This window comes from Bradyrhizobium sp. CCBAU 21365 (assembly GCF_015291305.1).
GTDB classification, from domain to species: domain Bacteria; phylum Pseudomonadota; class Alphaproteobacteria; order Rhizobiales; family Xanthobacteraceae; genus Bradyrhizobium; species Bradyrhizobium elkanii.
On sequence record NZ_CP030036.1, the window covers coordinates 8,432,471 to 8,449,874 of the forward strand.

The 17,404-nt window shown below is 63.6% G+C and carries 11 protein-coding genes and 3 pseudogenes; 11 read left to right on the forward strand and 3 right to left on the reverse strand.

All coding sequences use genetic code 11. The features are described 5' to 3' along the window. Nucleotides 1-153: 153 nt before the first annotated feature. A pseudogene (locus tag XI02_RS45840) lies at nt 154-292 on the reverse strand (IS6 family transposase); the annotation flags it as partial. Between the two features lie 95 nt (nt 293-387). Here XI02_RS45840 and XI02_RS39900 point away from each other — a divergent pair. After that, a complete protein-coding gene (locus XI02_RS39900) occupies nt 388-1,656 on the forward strand; it encodes an IS256 family transposase (protein ID WP_172646732.1) in 1,269 nt (422 codons plus the stop codon). A gap of 8 nt (nt 1,657-1,664) precedes the next feature. Here the strand turns inward: XI02_RS39900 and XI02_RS39905 are convergent. Next, nucleotides 1,665-2,295 (reverse strand): annotated as a pseudogene (locus tag XI02_RS39905) (IS6 family transposase). Nucleotides 2,296-4,063: 1,768 nt separating this feature from the next. Further along, a pseudogene (locus XI02_RS45845) lies at nt 4,064-4,297 on the reverse strand (helix-turn-helix domain-containing protein); the annotation flags it as partial. A gap of 631 nt (nt 4,298-4,928) precedes the next feature. Between XI02_RS45845 and XI02_RS39915 the strand changes: the two are divergent. From XI02_RS39915 to XI02_RS39960, 10 genes are all read left to right on the forward strand, one after another. Beyond that, nucleotides 4,929-6,134, forward strand: a complete 1,206-nt coding sequence (locus tag XI02_RS39915) for a S8 family serine peptidase (protein ID WP_051448136.1) — start codon at nt 4,929-4,931, stop codon at nt 6,132-6,134. A gap of 171 nt (nt 6,135-6,305) precedes the next feature. After that, complete coding sequence (locus tag XI02_RS39920; protein ID WP_194483293.1) at nt 6,306-7,145, forward strand: BTAD domain-containing putative transcriptional regulator; 840 nt, start codon at nt 6,306-6,308, stop codon at nt 7,143-7,145. Nucleotides 7,146-7,345: 200 nt separating this feature from the next. Beyond that, nucleotides 7,346-7,807 (forward strand): nuclear transport factor 2 family protein, encoded by a 462-nt coding sequence (locus XI02_RS39925; RefSeq protein ID WP_172646730.1) that lies wholly within the window; start codon nt 7,346-7,348, stop codon nt 7,805-7,807. A gap of 32 nt (nt 7,808-7,839) precedes the next feature. Beyond that, a complete protein-coding gene (locus XI02_RS39930; RefSeq protein WP_028344159.1) occupies nt 7,840-9,708 on the forward strand; it encodes an alkaline phosphatase family protein in 1,869 nt (622 codons plus the stop codon). A gap of 9 nt (nt 9,709-9,717) precedes the next feature. Beyond that, on the forward strand, nt 9,718-11,079 hold the full coding sequence (locus tag XI02_RS39935; RefSeq protein ID WP_051448135.1) for a DegT/DnrJ/EryC1/StrS aminotransferase family protein: 1,362 nt from the start codon (nt 9,718-9,720) through the stop codon (nt 11,077-11,079). A 2-nt stretch (nt 11,080-11,081) separates the two neighbouring features. Next, nucleotides 11,082-11,936, forward strand: coding sequence for a transketolase (locus XI02_RS39940; protein ID WP_051448134.1), 855 nt, complete (start codon nt 11,082-11,084; stop codon nt 11,934-11,936). Beyond that, on the forward strand, nt 11,926-12,861 hold the full coding sequence (locus tag XI02_RS39945; RefSeq protein WP_051448133.1) for a transketolase family protein: 936 nt from the start codon (nt 11,926-11,928) through the stop codon (nt 12,859-12,861). The genes XI02_RS39940 and XI02_RS39945 overlap by 11 nt, the downstream gene beginning before the upstream one ends. Beyond that, on the forward strand, nt 12,861-14,207 hold the full coding sequence (locus XI02_RS39950; protein ID WP_028344158.1) for a radical SAM/SPASM domain-containing protein: 1,347 nt from the start codon (nt 12,861-12,863) through the stop codon (nt 14,205-14,207). Before XI02_RS39945 ends, XI02_RS39950 begins: the two co-directional genes overlap by 1 nt. Before the next feature lie 15 nt (nt 14,208-14,222). Then, the gene (locus XI02_RS39955) at nt 14,223-16,220 is read left to right on the forward strand and encodes a B12-binding domain-containing radical SAM protein (protein ID WP_028344157.1); all 1,998 of its coding nucleotides are present in this window, start codon (nt 14,223-14,225) and stop codon (nt 16,218-16,220) included. Beyond that, complete coding sequence (locus XI02_RS39960) at nt 16,217-17,404, forward strand: hypothetical protein (protein WP_028344156.1); 1,188 nt, start codon at nt 16,217-16,219, stop codon at nt 17,402-17,404. Before XI02_RS39955 ends, XI02_RS39960 begins: the two co-directional genes overlap by 4 nt.

The window sequence follows — 17,404 nt, forward strand, 5'->3', positions numbered from 1 at the left end:
CCTTAACTCGCTGAGTTCGTCGCCTGCCAACGCTTGTAGGCTCCCCCCCAACCGGCACCGTCAAGTTAACGAATTGGAGCGACCGATGGGGTAGACGACCGGCATGCCGACCGCCCCGGGACCCTCTTTATCTCCGCCATCGGCATCGTCAACTTAATCGACCGCCGAGCTGAAGGAGGCGCTTCTTAAAGGTTCGAGATTCGGCCATTGCGCTTGTCGAGGAGATCTCGCGCCAAGTCGCAAAGGCTCGCTCGCGCGAAGCACGACGGAAGTCGGCAGTGACGGCTCCGGAGCTATGCGGGAAAGTGGGTGATGACGGACTGAGATAGGCGGCGTATCGAGGCGGGTGTCGAGCCTGCCAGAACCTCTCAAGGAGAGCGATACGCCATGAACGAGATTAGCAACATTGTCCCGCTTCGTCAGCCCGACGAGATCGACGATCCACTGACCAATATTTTGCGCGCCGGCGCGCGGCAGCTTCTGGCGCAGGCCGTGGAGGCCGAAGTCGAGACGTTTCTTGCCTCGGTGAAGGATTTGAAGCTAGCCGACGGGCGCGCCCGTGTCGTGCGGCATGGTTACGGCCCGGCGCGAACGATTGCGACCGGCATCGGACCGGTCGAGGTCACGCGGGCGAAGATTCGGGACCGCGGGGCGGCCGGCGATGGCGAGCGGATCCGGTTCAACTCGGCGATCCTGCCGCTGTGGGCGCGGCGCACCCGGAGCCTGGATGCGCTGTTGCCGGTGCTGTATCTGCGCGGCATATCGACCGGCGATTTTCAGGAGGCGCTGACGGCCCTGCTGGGCAAGGACGCGCCGAACCTGTCGCCGGCGGCGATCTCCCGGCTGACAGCCGAGTGGCAGGGCGAGTATGAGCGTTGGCAAAAGCGCGATCTATCGGCGCGGCGATACGTGTACGTGTGGGCTGATGGCGTCTTCTTGCAGGCCCGCATGGAAGGTCACGGCGAATGCATGCTGGTGCTGATCGGCGCGACGCCGGAAGGCAAGAAGGAGCTGATCGGCTTCCAGGTCGGCGTGCGGGAGAGCGCGCAGAGCTGGCGTGAGCTCCTGATCGACGTGAAGCAGCGTGGGCTGCAAATCGCCCCGGAAATCGCCGTCGGTGACGGCGCGCTCGGTTTCTGGAAGGCACTCGACGAGGTCTTTCCCGGCACGCGGCACCAGCGCTGCTGGGTCCACAAGACCGTCAACGTCCTGGACAAGGTCCCGCTCTCGGTGCAGGCCAACATGAAGAAGGACCTGCGCGAGGTGTATTGGGCGACGAACCGGGCGACCGCCGAAGTGGCTATCGACGTCTTCGCCGAGAAATACCACGCCAAGTACGGCCGGGCGGTCGAATGCCTCGCCAAAGACCGCGACGCGCTGCTGGCCTTTTACGACTTCCCTGCCGAGCATTGGGATCACTTGCGCACCAGCAATCCCATCGAGAGCGTGTTCGCCACCGTGCGGCACCGGACGGTGCGCACCAAGGGTGCGTTGTCGCCGACCACCGCCAAGTTGATGGTGTTCAAGCTGGTCATCGCCGCATCAAAGACCTGGCGGCGGCTCAAAGGCACAAATCAGTTGCCGAAGGTCATCGCTGGTGTCAGATTCAACGACGGCATCGAGGTCATCCAAGTGCCGGCAAACCACGCCGCCTGATCACCTCGTCACCCAAAATCCCGCATAGCTCCGGCTCCGGGATAGGGGATGTGGAAAAGGTTCGCGACCTGATCGTGAACTGACAGAAACCGTTGAGCCTGATGGGACGATTTGAAACGCTTCGTGATCCGCTCGCGTCGCCGCGTCGGCTGATGAGAATTCTCGGCCCGATTGTTGAGAGCTTGGTGCTGGCGATGTTCGACGTGAAAGCCCATCTTCGCCCTCGCAGCGCCGTACGAACGGAGCTTGTCCGTGATCATCACGCGCGGCGGCGTGCCGGCGGATTTCAAGAGCTTCTTCATGAGCCGCTGCGCAGCGCGCGAGTCTCTTCGGCGCTGGATCAAGACGTCGAGAACGAAGCCATTCTGGTCGACCGCGCGCCAGATCGAGATAACGACCTCGTTCAGATGCCATTGGTCACCGCGAGCGGGTGCGCGCTGGCGGATCCGATCGGAGAACGCCTTGCCGAATTTCTGCCCCCACTGGCGCACGGTAGGTCACGCCAATGCCACGCGCGGCCAGCATTTCCTCGACCATGCGCAAGCTTAAGGTAAACTGGAAATACAACCAAACGGCATAGCTGATCACTTCCGGTGGGAAGCGATGGCGGCGATAAAGAGGGTCCCGGGTGGTCGGCATGCCCGTCGTCTACCCCCTCGGCCGCTCCAATTTGTTAACTTGACGGTGCCGTCACGCCGCGTCGGGAGGCTCCGGACATGGGCGAAGCTGCTGGCCGCGCGCCGATAGAGCGATAGAGCTGGACCGGCGATTACTTTGTCCGTCGGACATCTCTTCGTGCGTCATCCGGGACGGATCGAGTAATTCGTCCTTGCCGCAAGCCAATCTCACAGGTTGCGTTAGGGACCCTACAAGGTTTGGCAGGCTGCTGACTCAACCAGCTTAGGTATCCTAACGGCCCCGGTCACGCAGTGCGGGGACATCCCAGACGAAGGAGATCGCAGATGGCCTACAAGAAACTCGCCAATCAAAGCGGGCTGACGCTTACGGTTTTGCTCATTACGCGTGTTGGCTCGGAGTCGAACCAGTAACGGACCGATTGTGGCGGCGGCACTACCGGCGGGCGGCAGGCAGACGGTTGAGTACGGTAATACGCAGACTCCTTCCTCAACGGGCCCGTGATTTCCTTGTCTCGATGGGCATTTTCGAGCGCCTCGCAGACCGTGACAACTCGCGGTAGGGGCCGGAATAATCTGCTGAACGACAAGGCCGACCCTGTCGGCGCCGCCGCCTGCTCGACGGGGTGCCGCAGATGGACGGAAAGCTCAAGCTCATGCCTCCGTCCGCTCCGGCGCAGCGGTGATCGCGGGCGCCGAGTTGTTGAATTGGCCTTTCAGCCGCGACGCACCATGGTTCCTTCATCTGGGTAGTAAAGCAGGGACCGACGGTGCTCTGGGACAGAGTATCCTTCGGAGAAGTGTCCACGAAACGACCGCACGTCATCATGGGAGACGGTATGTGGATATGAGTACCAATCGTGCGGTACGCGAGCCGCCCAATGCGCTCCGGCTGGTCACACAGGCGTATATGAGCCTTCTCCTCATCGCCTTCGCCCTGATGCCCGCCCAGTTCATCGCCAAGCCTACGGTTGCATACAACCTATACGTTTGCAACAATCATATTCTACTCAGGGCGCGACGACCGCGCGCTCTCGTAAAGCGGTCGTGGCTCGACGCCGACGGAAGACACGTTGCTCAATAAGGAATGGCCCGTGCTCCCTTGGGTTTTCGTGCCCACGGCTGCGCTCGGCCGCTCGGCTTTATCAAACCCGAATTGCTCAAGCTCCTGCCGAAAGCGCGGACAACGAACCTGCAAGCCGTGCTTGCCGTGGCCTACTGCACTTGCGATTGTGAATCGACGCCGAACATTGACCCCGCATGCACGAAGTCAATCAAGCACTTGGGACGCCGACCGGCGTCCGGACCCCACGCCGATTCACACGCATCGACGCAATTTCGATATTGTCGGAGATGCGACAGCGCGTTTGGAAGGTCGCGACATCCGTTGATATAGACTGGCGGTCTAAGGGGCATTCGGCAAGAGCTGCGCACGTATCAAAGCCGAGCGGCTGCCAGCGACTGAATTCTCGCCCGACTTGCTGGGCAATGCCAGCATTGTCAGAGTTCGTTAGATGCCCGGGACGTACTCGCCCACAGCGCGTAACAACCGCGATACTGTGCGAAAGCGCCTTTGGCGTGACTGAGTTCGCGCAGCTCGCCTGATCGCCGGACTTGCCGCGTAGGCCAGAGCTTCGCCGCCCCAGCGCGACAGCCCGGCGAAGCGCTTGGTCCGGCGCTTCGCTGCTTGTGACCCGCCTTTGTCGGGAGCCAGTATCACCGTGAGGTCTGCGGCCAAGATTACTACCTCGACCTCGTTTCTGCACCTAGCGCCAGGCCGGTTGCTCGATCGCCAGCGCGACCACCCCGCTTCGATCTCAGGCGCGACGCGCTTCTTGAGAACTGGCTTCTTGCGGCTGATCGCCTGCAGCGCCAACTCGCCACCTTTGTCATACAACTCCTTGAACCCGTAGACGCTGTCGCGACTATATCCCATCATCTTGCAGGATTGGCTGACATTGCCGAATTGCCTGGCGAGTTCCAGCACTCCGACCTTGGCCCAAAATCGCCTTCTGTTCTTGCGTTACAAGATAAGCTCCTGTTCAGGTCGGCGAGGGCTGCGCGGGCGCGCCATCTGGGTGAGCGCTCCCGCTCGCCCGCCGGGTACGGGTCGATCCGCCCTTGCTGTCCGGCACCGTGTCGATGCCAGTGCCGGTCCATACGCCAATCAAACGGGTCAGAGGGCCCAAGGGTAGCCGGTCCTGAACCGCAATCGGCTCGGACTGGACCTGTTGAGCTTGTGCGCCAGCAGACCATTGAGCGACGACTATTAGCGGTGTAACGCTTAAGGCTACGATTTGCAGTCGATACACGTGACGCATCACAACTCCTCACAACAGATCCGCACGGAGCCGCGCCCAAGAAATCCGCCAGAACGTTGTAGCCGGTCGAGCTAACGCACTTCTTGCATTTTTGACTTCACGTCTCTCGACGACAAATCAGTCTTTTTTCCTTACAGGTTTGATTGGTCGCTGATCAACTACAAGAACTGCAGGTGATGCACGTGTTGGAGCCGCCTGATTGGGGACAAGATAGGATTAGTCAGGAGGGCAGCGCTAAAATTTACCGCCAGCCGCAAACAATCTTAAGTTGATTATTTAGCCGTTTGCTGCTATTTTTGCCGGACATCCGAACATAATGTCGACCTTGATCGCAAGCATGACATTAGAAGCACATGCAACAGTCATTGCGGTTCTGAGCCAGGCGCCGCCGCGACCCGACGGCGGAGACTCGTTGCTTTCGACTGACGACCATTCGTCCGCGATCGACCAGGTAGAATCGCTCTTTATCCATTCGAAGCTCGACCTGGGTGGCTTTTCGACATTGGCGATCACCCGCCACACCTTCAATAAGGCTCACGATCGGGGTGATTTCGAAACCGCTACTCCCCGGTCTTCCGCGCTCGCCGCGGTTGGTCCGAAGCACTTTCCCAGGCTCGGGCTGATCGTGGGCGATGTCGACGACAACGGGCTCCGCAAACTGCGCAAGGATCCCGAAGTCGACGACGTCGTGCATGCCGCAGCGCCGAGAATGGTGTACGACGTACAGTTGCTGGAGGACGCGACGGCGCGGCGCCCCTGGAGTCTTGAGTTCCTGCGCATTCCGGAGCTCTGGGCGAAGGGGTTTACCGATAAGGGGATTACCATCGGACACCTCGATAGCGGGATCGACGGGAAACACCCCGCGCTCCGCTCGGCGCTACGTCAGTTCGTTGCCATCGACGGAACAGGCACCGCGAATGAGGAGGTCGCCGCATCGGATGATCACGGCCATGGCACGCATACCGCCGGCATTCGGTGTGCCCGCCCGATCGACGGCACGTCGGTCGGTATCGCGCTGGAGGCGGTATTGTTCAGCGGGCAGATCACTGGAGATCAGTCGCTGCTGCGGATGCTCGGCGGACTGGAATGGCTAATGGGAAAAGGCGTCCGGCTGCTGTCGCTGTCGGCCGGTGTCGAACCATTCAACCCGGTGTTTCAAGCCGTTGTCGAACGCCTTCGCGCTGCCAATGTTTGGCCGATCATCTCGATCGGCAACGATTTCGAGGGGAACAGCTTCTCGCCGGCGAACTATGCGGACGTGCTGGGCGTCGGCTCCATCAACGAGCAGCATGTTGTCGCCGAATCCTCATGCAGTGAGGCTCTGCCAGGACCGCCGCCCTATCCGAAGCCCGATCTGGTCGCTCCGGGCGCAGGCATTCTCTCGACGCGCAGGTTTGGCGGGTACGAGTTGCGGAGCGGGACGTCGCGATTGGGCGTCATGCATATTTCTGCCTCGAGTGAATTTCTCAAGACGCTGCTTGAAGACGAGCGAGTATCTGCGGCAAGCCGAGCCGATTTCTAACCGGCACACTTGAATCGGGGACGGGTTTTCTGGTCTTCAGACCAGAAATTGGTGTGCAATCTCTCTTGAGTGGGTGCTCCTGTGTTCTGCAACATACGAGTGTTCGGGAGCTTACAGGTTTTCTGCAACGGCCGATCTTTCGGTCGCCGACTTGCACCGCATTCCAAAACGTTGCTGGCTTTACTCGCGTTGCGTTACGGCCGAAGCGTAAGGCGGGAAGAGATCGTCGATCTGCTCTGGTCGGCCGACTACGACAAGATGCATCGGCGGCGTCTCAGCACGATTCTTTGGCGCGTCAATAGCGCGTCGCCGCGGAACGCACAGGGGTGCGAGATCGTTCACATCGAGGAGAATGGCGATATTCGGATCGACGCCGACGCCAGCACCTACATCGATTTGGCGGAGTTCGAGGCGATCTTCAAGGCAATCCCCGCCCACGTCGAAAAATTCCGCGACAGCGACGGCGCGGCGATCGAAAAGGCCGTCAATCTCTATCGCGGCGATCTGCTCGAGGACATGGATAGCGAATGGCTGTGCCAGGCGCGCGCCCATGTGCGGCAATGCAATCTTGATATGCTGCAATTGCTGATCCTGTATCTCGACAAGGCCGGGAAGCCGGACAAGGTCACCACCTACGCAAACCGCTTCCTACAGATCGACCCCTATGACGAGTCGGTCCACCTCGCGCTCGCGAAAGCGTATCTGACGACCGGGAAGACCGGGCTCGCTGCAACACAGCTCGATCTTTGCCGCCGCGTGCTGAGGGACGACCTCGGGGTTCCCTTGAGCGCCGATGCCGAATGCATGCTTGCTTCGCTCCGTACGGGACGGCGCCGGACCGGACCGCGAACGCAACCGATTGCTGTCTGCGCCGCCCCCGATATCGAAGCGGACCGCGTAAGGAAGCTCCGAACGACCGTTTCCAGGTTGCTGGTCGCCTGCGCCGAATTGCTCGAGGAGCTACCGCCGGACGCTCCCTCCGATCATCGCCCCCCCTCAACGGCTGTTTGATCCTGACTCTGCCAGCCGGTGCTGCTTCGCCGCCAGCTCGCAAGGCGCGCGCTTGCGCCGAAACACTGGTGAGATCGACGCGTGACCATGCCGAGCCCCCCCCACGCTATCGTGGTGCGAGGACCACAAGCTCCGCCGCAATCCCGCGGCGTCAGCCTGCACGGTCCGCCCCTGACCTTGATTAACAACGGAGATTTCCCATGGCTCTGAAAGAACAGGACGTCAGCGACTTCCTGAAGAAGTGGGTCGCGTCCTACGAGGCTGGCGACAAGGCTTTCTTCGACGCTTTCGACCCGAGTGCTTCGTTCTTCTCGGTTTCGTCGCCGACCCGCATCGACGGTGTCGAGGAGTTCCGCCGCGGGTTTGAGGAGCAATTCCTCGGCCAGCAGCGCCGCTCGCAGGTTCTCTCGCCCGAGATTCGGGTGATTGGCGACGCGGCCCTCGTATCGTACCACAACCGCGTTTCAGTCGGTGGAGGCACCGCGAACCTGCGCGCCACGCTGGTCGTGGTGAACGACCCTGCCGGGCTCAAGATCGCACATCTGCACACCTCGCCGCTCGCTTCGGTAGGTGTATCCGTCCAAGGACGCGCGCCAGAAGCCGTCACCCTCCTGGAAGAACGGGTGGCCACCGCCGCCGCCGCCGTCGGCACGCCTAAATAGTTCGAGGAAACAGAGTTCACGAGGAGCGCCTGATGAAACGCCACGCTCGATCCAGGATTGCGATTGTTGGCATCGACGGGTTCTCGCCTTCGACGCTGCAGCACTTTCTCGGTGACGGGGTGATGCCGGCTCTCGCGTCGCTGGCCGCGCGTGGCGTTCGCGTACCTCTCGTCTCGACCCTGCCAGCCACCACGCCGGTCGCATGGGCTGCGATGAGCACAGGATGCTATCCTGCCAAGAACGGAATCGAGGGTTTTCTGCTGCATCGACCCGGACGTCGGCTCGACGACCGCATCAGTGGTGTCTATGCCGACCTGATGACCGCCGAACCAATCTGGCAGACGGCCTGTCTCAACGGCCTCTCGAGCTACGTCGTCAAATTCCCGTTATCTTATCCTTCGGCCGCAACGCTGCGCGTTGACGGCGCCGCAGGATGGGGCGGGCTGACATGCCTTCATGAGGCGGCAGCCTCGGGTGTCAGCCGATGGCCCGATGGCGAGAACGCATTGATCTCCGCGGTCGAACAATGGGCCGGTCAGCCGCCCGCCGGACTAAGCCCGGTCTGGCTCGGCTGTCTGTCGCTTTCTAGCACCTGGGGTCATGCACCGATCCGGTTCGCGCTGGCACTGTCCACAAGCGAGGACGGACCGGCCGTCTCGATCGCGAACGATCCCGATTGGGGCAGTCTGCTCACGACGCTGTTGCGCGGTGAATGGAGCGATCCCGTCGAAATTCCCGCCGCCGATCGCCGCGGCAAGGTGCGCCGCTGCGCGCTGCGCTTCAAGGCGCTGGCGTTGGAGACGGATCCGGTTTCCGTGCAACTGTTCAACACCCCCGTCCACGAGCTTAGCGGCCACTCGCTCCCCGACTCGCTCTGGCAAAAGCACCGTCGTGCCGCCGGACCGATCGAAGAACAGACCGACCCGTCCCTGCTGTTCTCGGGCGCGATCGACGTCGCCACGCATGTCGATCGCTGCCAGTTGAACACCGATTGGCTGTGCCGGATCTCCCAATCGGTTCTCCGCGACGAGCCGTGGGATCTGTTCATGGTGCACACGCATATTGTCGATTGGGCGCATCACGTCCTGCACGGCGCGATTGATTCCCGCCATCCGCGCTTCGAGCCCGATCGTGCCGACCAAGCGGATGCGCTGTTGCGGCATTTCTACGCCATGACCGACCGGCTCGTCGCAAGTGTGATCGATGCGGCCGGGGATGATGCCAACATCATCGTGATGGGCGATCATGGCCAGGACCTGCATCACACCACGGTCAGGTTCAACCACTGGCTCGCCGGAACCGGATACCTTGCCTTCCGCGATGACGATCCGACGGCGATCGACTGGACGCGGACCCTCGCCTGCACTCTCGGCAACAGCGTGTACCTCAATCTCGCGGGGCGAGAACCCACCGGTATCGTCGATCCGGGCCGCGCCGCTGTGCTGATCGACGAGCTCTGCGCGGGATTGCTCGGCATTTCCGATCCGCGTAACGGCGAACGCGTCGTGCACGTCGCCGCGCCACGCGAGCATTTTGCCTATCTCGGCGCGCACGGCCGCGGCATGGGCGACATCGTGTTTTGCCTGCGCAGCGGCTATCAGGCCCGCAACGATCCGGGCCCGATGTTCGAGATCACCACGCCCTGGGCCGAATTCACCAGCGGACATGATCATTTCTGGCCGCTCGATCCGCGCTTGCAGTCGCTGATGTTCGCGGCCGGCCCCGCCTTTGCAGCCGACGGGCGGCCGTCGCGCCCGCGTCCGATCGTCGACGTCGCGCCCACCATCCTGGCGGTTCTCGGCATCGCGCCACCACCCGACATCGACGGCGTCACGATCGAGTCGGTCCTTGCCGATCCGCCGCCCGTTCCTGCCGCTCCGTCGCAGCCGCTGGAGGTCTGAACCGTGTCCATGGTCAAAGCACCGACGATCGCGAGCCGGCCCCGCCTCGCCATTGACGGCGGCGATCCCATCGTCCGCAAGGGACACATGATGATGTCGCGCTGGCCGCGGCTCGATCGCAGCGATCTCGACGCCGTCATTCGTCAGCTGGAAAGCGGCCTCTTCACCGAGATGGCATCGACCGCGCGGGTGCACGAATTTGAAGCTGAGATGGCGATGATGGCCGGCACCCGTTACGCGCTGGCGGTCAACAGCGGCACCGCCGCGTTGCACTGCGCCGTTGCCGGACTCGGACTGCAATCCGGCGACGAGGTCATCGTCCCGGCGCTGGCCTATATCGCGTGCGCCGCCGCCGTGCTGCATCACCAGGCGATCCCGGTCTTCGCCGATGTCGATCCCGTCACCTACAACGTCACGGCCGACAGCGTCGAGAAGGCGATCACGCCGCGCTCGCGTGCGATCATGGCCGTTCATCTGCACGGCCTGCCCTGTGACATCGAGGCGATTTGCGAGGTCGGCCGCCGCCACGGCATCCCCGTGATCGAGGACTTTTCGCAAGCCGTCGGCGCGACCTATCGCGATCGGCCGGTCGGCGGCCTCGCCGACGTCGGCGCCGCCAGCCTGATGGCCGGCAAGAACCTGCCCTCGGCCGGAGAGGCCGGCGTTCTCGTCACCAATAAACGTGAGATCCGCAATCGGGCAGCGGCCGTCAAGGCGTTCAGCGAAGTGGTCAAGGTTGACGGAAGCTACGGGCTGATCGGCGCCACCATGGGATGGAACTACCGCATCAATCTGCTGTCGGCCGTGATGGTGAGCCGCCAGCTGTTTCATCTGGAGAGATATACAGAGCTCAGGCAGCAGGGCGCGGCCCGCCTCGATTCCACGCTTTCGGCGATCCGCGGCTTTACGCCTCCGTTCGTTCCGCAAGACCGGCAGCATTGCTACCACATGTACCGCTTCAAGTTCGATCCGGCCGCAGCGGGGCTCTCGATCAGCATCGATCAGGCGCACGAGGCGCTGAAGCGAGCATTTCATGCCGAGGGACTGTTTCTGGTCGAGTTTCAGAACCAACCGCTGGCGGGCCATGATCTCATCCGGCAGCGCGTCGGCTACGGCCGCGGGTGCCCCTGGCGCTGCCACGGGCGGGAGGACATCGACTACAGCATCGAGCAATTCCCCGGCGCGCTGCAGGCGATTCGCGATTCCCTCGTGGTCGGCATGCCCTCGCAGGCGGTCCTCGCCAATCCGGAGGTGATCGACGCTTATGTGGCAGCCTTCGAGAAGTTTGCTTCAAGCATGCGGATATTCGAGCGCTTCGCAGCAAGCCTGCCGGCGAGCGCGCCGTGGTCCACCGCGGCCCGGATGTTTTGACCATGACCGAACGCCCGCGCACATTCGACGACGACCGCAATCTCGATCTCCGCGCCACGCATCTGCGCATCGCAATCCTGCGCACCCACGCCGCCGCCGGTCACGGCCATCTCGGCAGCTCATTGTCCCTCGTCGAGATCCTGAGCGCGCTGTTCGCCACCGGACAGTTCGCGAGCCCGACCACGCAGCAGGGCGACCGGCTGGTTCTCTCGAAGGGACACGCCGCCCTCGGCCTCTACTGCGCGCTGGCGCAGGCCGGCACCATTCCACAGGCCGATCTGGCGACATTCGGACAGAATGGCAGCGCCCTCGAGCCGCATCCGAACGAAACGGTATTGCCCGAAGCGTCAGTCTGCACGGGATCGCTCGGACAAGGCCTGTCGATCGGGCTCGGGCTCGCCCACGGCAGCCGACTGGCCGGCCGCGCCGGCGAATGGACGGTGGTGATCACCGGCGACGGCGAGCTCAACGAGGGGCAGCTCTGGGAAGCCGCGATCGCCGCCCCGCATTTGAAGCTCGGCAATCTCATGGTCATCATCGATGCCAACGGCCTGCAACAGGACGGCGCGATGAGCGACATCATGCCGGTCCGCGACGTCCAGGGCGCCTGGGGCGCGCTGGGCTGGCAGGTCCACGACGTCGATGGTCACGATTCCCGCGCGATGCTCGGCCTGTTCGCCGCGATCCGCGACGTCGCCCCCGACACGCCGAAGCTGATCGTCGCGCGAACCGTCAAGGGACGCGGCGTTCCCTTCCTGGAGAACGCGACCGAATGCCACTACCCGCCGCCGCTCGACGGCGCCGAGCTTCGCCTCGTCGAGCAAATGCTGATTGGGGAGACAAATCGTGACGGATGACGCGCCGCTTTATGCCCGCGCATTGCGCGACCTCGGCAACCAGCATGCCAACGCGATCGTCGTCGACGCTGGGCTGGCGACCTCGATGCAGACCAGCCTGTTCCAGGCGGCATTCCCCGAACGCTACGTGAATCTGGGCATCGCCGAGGCCAATGCCGTCGGCTATGCGTCGGGCCTCGCGCGACGTGGATTCAGGCCGATCGTCCACTCCTTCGCCAACTTCCTTGCCCGACGCGCGCATGACCAGATCGCGGTTTCCATCGCGTTGCCGCGGCTTCGCGTGCTGCTGGTCGGCGGCAGCTGCGGCATATTCGACGGCCGCAACGGTCCGTCGCACTTCGCCAGCGACGACCTCGCAACCTTCACGGCCCTGCCGGGCTTCACGGTCTACGAGCCGGCCGACGGCGACGACTTGCAGGAGGCGATGCGCGAAGCGATGGCTGAGGACGGTCCCTCCTATGTGCGATTGCGGCGCAATGGCATGCGGCCCGGGAACGGCGAACGCAGGGGTGGCGAGGGCACGCATCTGGTTCATGCCGGCGGCGATCCCACCGCGGTCACCGTCGTCGTCATCGGCAATCTGCTCGAAGAGGCGCTCACGGCGGTCCGTATCCTGGCCGATGAAGGAATTCAGGCCGACCTGTTTCACGTGGTCCGGGTCAAGCCGCTCGCGATCGAGGCCGTGCTCGCCAGCGCCCGGCGCAGCCGGCGCACCGTCATCGTCGAGAACCACAGCATGGTCGGCGGCGGCGCACAGGCGGTCACCACCGCGCTCGCCGGCCACGGCATCAACGTAGCATGCTTCACGTTGCCGGACGATTTCCTGCCGGCGGGAGATCCGCAATGGCTGCTGGCGGTGACGGGCCTCGACGCCACCTCGCTGGCCGACCGGATCGCCGCGTCGCTGGCCGAAAGGGCCGCCTGATGTTGCAAACCCTCACGCCATTGAACGCCGCCTGCCGCAACCGCATCCCTACCCGCGCCCGCCCGCTGGTGCGCTGGAGGCGCGAGGCCTTCGGCTACCTTGCGGCCTTTCCCGACGGCCATGTCGGCATCTTCGGCGACGATGCAGTTCCGCTGCTGCAGGCCGGCGCCGACTACGATGCCTGCATCTCCCATCTCATTCCTCAGCTCGAAGTGCCGACTGATTTCCACTTTCGCGCGCCGCTGATGGCCTGGCTCGAGCTGACCCGGGCCTGCAACTTGCGTTGTCCGCATTGCTTCGTCGAGGGCGGCGTGGCGCGCGCCGGTGAGCTGTCGACCGAGCGCATTCTCGGCCTGCTCGATGAATGGGCGGCGATGGGCGTCTTCTCCGTGATTCTCACGGGCGGCGAGCCGACCATGCATCCGGACTTCGTGGTCATCCTGCATCACGCCCACCGCCTGGGATTCACCGTTGGCATCGCCACCAACGGGATGCCCATCACCGAACGGCTGCTGGCCAAGATTCCTCGCGACGACGTCATCATCAGCGTCAGCATCGATCATCTGCATGGCCAGGGCGGGCGCTCCGGCGCCACCGACTTCGACTATGTCACGCGCAAGCTGCTCCTGATGCAGGAGGCCGGATTCAACACCAGCATCATGACGACGACGTCGAGCCAGAACATCGACCAGCTGCAGGCGATCATCGATTGGGCCGTGGCCAACGACATCAGCCTGCGCAGTGTTCCCTTTGTCGCGATGGGACGCGGCTCGCTCAACCGCCATCTCGTCAACGACGTCGACGACGTCGAGAGAGCCGCGCGGTTCTGGATCGCCGAGGAGGAATGGGAGCGCGTGCGCGATCCGAAGATCGGCCTTTGCGCGGGCAAGGTCTTCAACTTCCTGCTGACGATGGTGTACGCGACCCGGCGCTGCATGAGCGGCCGCGGTCTCTGCTACGTCAATTCCAACGGTGACGTTTACCCCTGCAGCACCTGCTCGGGCAACAAGGTGCTGTGCGCCGGCAACGCCCGCTGGGATTCCTTTGCCGAGATTTGGGACGGGCACTGGGACATCCGCAGCATCACCTGGGACAGCTTTGCCGATACCTGCAACGGGTGTGCGATCAGCGAGCGGCGCTACTTCTGCACCGGCCGCTGTCCGGGCAGCTCCAGCGTCCTACGCGGCCGGCTCGACGGCTGCGGCACGACGGATTTCCAGAAGGCGAGCATCCTGCGCCGCGAGGAGCTGTTCAAGGCGCGGATCCATGCCGAGCCCGCCGTTCCCGTGACACGTCATCAGACCAAGGCGCCACGCTCCAACGCCACCATCACAGCCGAAGCCTGACGGGAGATCGATTGCATGCAGGTATCGCTCGCAACCAGCCTCCATCTCGATCACGGTGCCAGATCGTTCGATGCGACCCCGGGCAGCCGGTTGACCATGCAGGCCTTCGTGCCGGTCGGATTGCTGTCGCTGAAGGCGGCGTGCGACGCCGAGAATGCGAACTGGCGCGTCAATGTGAACGAGCTGAACACCCTGATCAACGCCGGCGCCATTCCCAATGACGATGACTTCTACGACAACATCGCGCAGACCATACTGCATCGCGGCACCGACGTGGTCGGGTTGATGACCGACGCCGACTCGCTGCACCACACCGTCGCGATCGCGAAGCGGGTCAAGGCCCGCGCGCCCCGCTCGATCGTCGGCCTTGGCGGCCCCGCCGTCACGCCTACCGCGCGGCGGCTGCTCGAGCGCTACGATGCACTCGACTTCGTCGTGCGCAACGAAGGCGAGGAGACGTTTCCGGAATTTCTCGCCGCGCTCGAAGCCGGCCGCACCCGCGACGATATCCAGGGCCTGACCTGGCGCGACGGTGCCACCATTCGTCACGCCGCCGACCGCAAGGTGATGGAAGATCTCGACCGACTGCCGATCCCGGATTTCGACGCTTACGACCAGACCGCGCACGCGGCGCTGTATCTCGACGTCGGCCGCGGCTGCCCCTTCAAATGCGCGTTCTGCGCCACCGCACCGTTCTGGGAACGTCGCTATCGGATGAAGTCGATCCCGCGGATTCTCGACGAGATGAGGCTGCTGCGCGACCGCTGGGGACGGCGCCATTTCAATTATTCGCACGACATCTTCACCTGTGACAATAAATGGACCCACAAATTCTGCGAAGCGATGAAAGCGGCCAAGCTCGGGGTCACCTGGACATGCTCGACCCGCACGGATGTCATCGATCCCGAGCTGCTCGAACACATGGCCGAGGCCGGCTGTGTCGAAATCTACTACGGCATCGAAACCGGCTCGCAGGAGATGCAGCACACGATCTGCAAGGGGCTCGACCTCAACTGGTCGCGCGAGATCGTTCGCGCGACCGCCGCCTGCGGCATCCGCCCGGTGACCGGCTTCATCGTCGGCTATCCCCAGGAAACGCAAAAGACATTCTCCGACACGATCGCGCGCTTCTTCGACTTTCTGGAGGTCGGCGGCTTCCGCGCCCACATCTTCACGCTGTGCCCGTTTCCGGGTGCGCCGATGTTCGAGAGCGCCAAAGCCGGCATCGACCGCCGCGCCGACTATCTCGACCTGCCGCTGCAGCCGACCGTGAGGGAAGAAGCCGACGAGTTGAGCATGGGCGACCGCAGCCTGTTTGCGAGCCACTACCGCTTCGCTACGCCAAATGTGGTACCCGACTACATCTCGGCGGCGGAGGAAATTTCGTCGCACATGGTACTGCTGAAACGGATTTGGCCGCGGCTGCTGCCCTATTATGACGAGCCGGCCACGCTGTTCCGGCACTGGACGTCGTGGATCGGAACGCGAAACGGCGAAAGACGGTGGCGGGCCAGTCACCACGGCGACGCGGGCGACCTAATCGACTTCATCTCGGCGGAGCTCGCGCTGCTCGGCATCGAAGATGAGCCCTTGCGCAATCTGGTCCGCTACGAGGCCGCCAAGCTCGCTGCCGCCGCCCTGCCGCCGGACGTGCCGCCGGATGCGGAAGGTCTGCCGCCCGGCATGTTGGGCCAAGGCCGGCCGTTCCTGATCGTTCCGTTCGCGACTGATATCGGCCGATTGGTCGGCGGCAAGCCGCCGGCGGCCAACGACATCGAGCTGCCGCAATGGGTCGTTTTCGCGCGCGAGCCTGCCGGAACCGTCAATACCCATGTCGTTTCCGACGCCGCTCGGCGCGTGCTCGAACGCGCCCGCACGCCGAGGTCGCGCGAAGAGCTGGTGCGGATCGCGCTTAACGATTCCGCATCACCGCACAGCGATGCCTTCGACCGCGGCCTGGCGACCGTCCAGGCGCTCACATCCTCCAACCTGCTGAGGGAATTCCGGAAATGATAATTCCGCCGCATGTCTTGTCGGCCGCACGTCAAATCGACACCGCCGGCTATGTCTACGACCTCGACATATTGCGATCCCGGCTGAGCCAGATCGAGGACGCGCTGCCGCTGAAGCGGAAGCACATTCACTTCGCGACCATGGCCAACGATCACACGAACGTGCTCGCGACCATCGCCGAAACTGGGCACGGCGTGTTCGTCAATTCGCCGCTGCACCTCCGCCTTGCCCTCAGCAGCGGAGTTGCGGCCAAGCAGATCATCTACGCTGCGAGCAACATGTCGGGCAGCGAGATGCGGATGTGCCTGAACGTCGGCGTCCACCTCGTGCTCGATTCGGCGGGCCAGGTGGCGAGCCTCGACGCCATCGCACCGACAAACACGCCGGTCGGAATCCGCGTCAATGCCGGCAGCGCGATCGAAGGCCCCTCGCTAGCGCTCGAGGCGTCCTACCGGTTCGGGTTGCTCGCCGACGAGGTCGACGCTGTGCAGCGCTCGACGCGCAACCTGCGCATCACCGGCGTCCACTGCTACTTCGGCACCGACATCCTGGATCCGCGGACGTTGCTGGACGGGCTCGATCGGCTGGCGTCAATCGCGGTCCTGCTCCCCGATCTCGAATATGTCGACGGCGGCGGCGGCTTCGGCATTGCAGACGATTTCGACTCGCCCGCATTCGATCTCGCGGCTTACGGCAGAGGGGCCGCCGCCATCATTGCGCGACTGGAGGAGAGACTGCGGCGGCCCGTGACCCTGATCGTGGAGCCCGGACGCTGGCTCAGCGCGCCGATCGGATGGTTCTTTGCCCGGGTGATCGACGTCAAGCCGCGCGCCGATCGCATCCTGGCGGGTGTCGCGGCGAGCGTCGTGCAGTTTCCACGCATGCTGCTGCATCCGGAAAAGGCCCGCCACCCTTGCGAGATCGTCGACGGTCGGCATCGGCTGCCGGCCGCCTTGCCGGTCTGGGTCACCGGCAATTCGACCTATTCGCGCGACTTCCTCGCGCGCGGCGCCGCGTTGCCTAACCCAAAGGTCGGCGATCTGATCGCCTTCCACAACGCCGGCGCCTACTGCCGCTCGATGCGCACGCGCTTTCTGGGCAAGGAGGACCCCGAGGAACTCTTCCTTCACGCCCCCGACGAGCGCCGGCCGCTTGTGGACGCCTTTGCAAATGCAGCTCAATGA

Excerpts from the sequence above, each read along its gene's own strand:
- XI02_RS39950 (WP_028344158.1), top strand. The coding sequence starts at position 12,861 with ATGTTGCAAACCCTCACGCCATTGAACGCCGCCTGCCGCAACCGCATC.
- XI02_RS39930 (WP_028344159.1), top strand. The coding sequence starts at position 7,840 with ATGAAACGCCACGCTCGATCCAGGATTGCGATTGTTGGCATCGACGGG.
- XI02_RS39925 (WP_172646730.1), top strand. The coding sequence starts at position 7,346 with ATGGCTCTGAAAGAACAGGACGTCAGCGACTTCCTGAAGAAGTGGGTC.
- XI02_RS39935 (WP_051448135.1), top strand. The coding sequence starts at position 9,718 with ATGGTCAAAGCACCGACGATCGCGAGCCGGCCCCGCCTCGCCATTGAC.
- XI02_RS39960 (WP_028344156.1), top strand. The coding sequence starts at position 16,217 with ATGATAATTCCGCCGCATGTCTTGTCGGCCGCACGTCAAATCGACACC.
- XI02_RS39955 (WP_028344157.1), top strand. The coding sequence starts at position 14,223 with ATGCAGGTATCGCTCGCAACCAGCCTCCATCTCGATCACGGTGCCAGA.
- XI02_RS39915 (WP_051448136.1), top strand. The coding sequence starts at position 4,929 with ATGTCGACCTTGATCGCAAGCATGACATTAGAAGCACATGCAACAGTC.
- XI02_RS39900 (WP_172646732.1), top strand. The coding sequence starts at position 388 with ATGAACGAGATTAGCAACATTGTCCCGCTTCGTCAGCCCGACGAGATC.
- XI02_RS39940 (WP_051448134.1), top strand. The coding sequence starts at position 11,082 with ATGACCGAACGCCCGCGCACATTCGACGACGACCGCAATCTCGATCTC.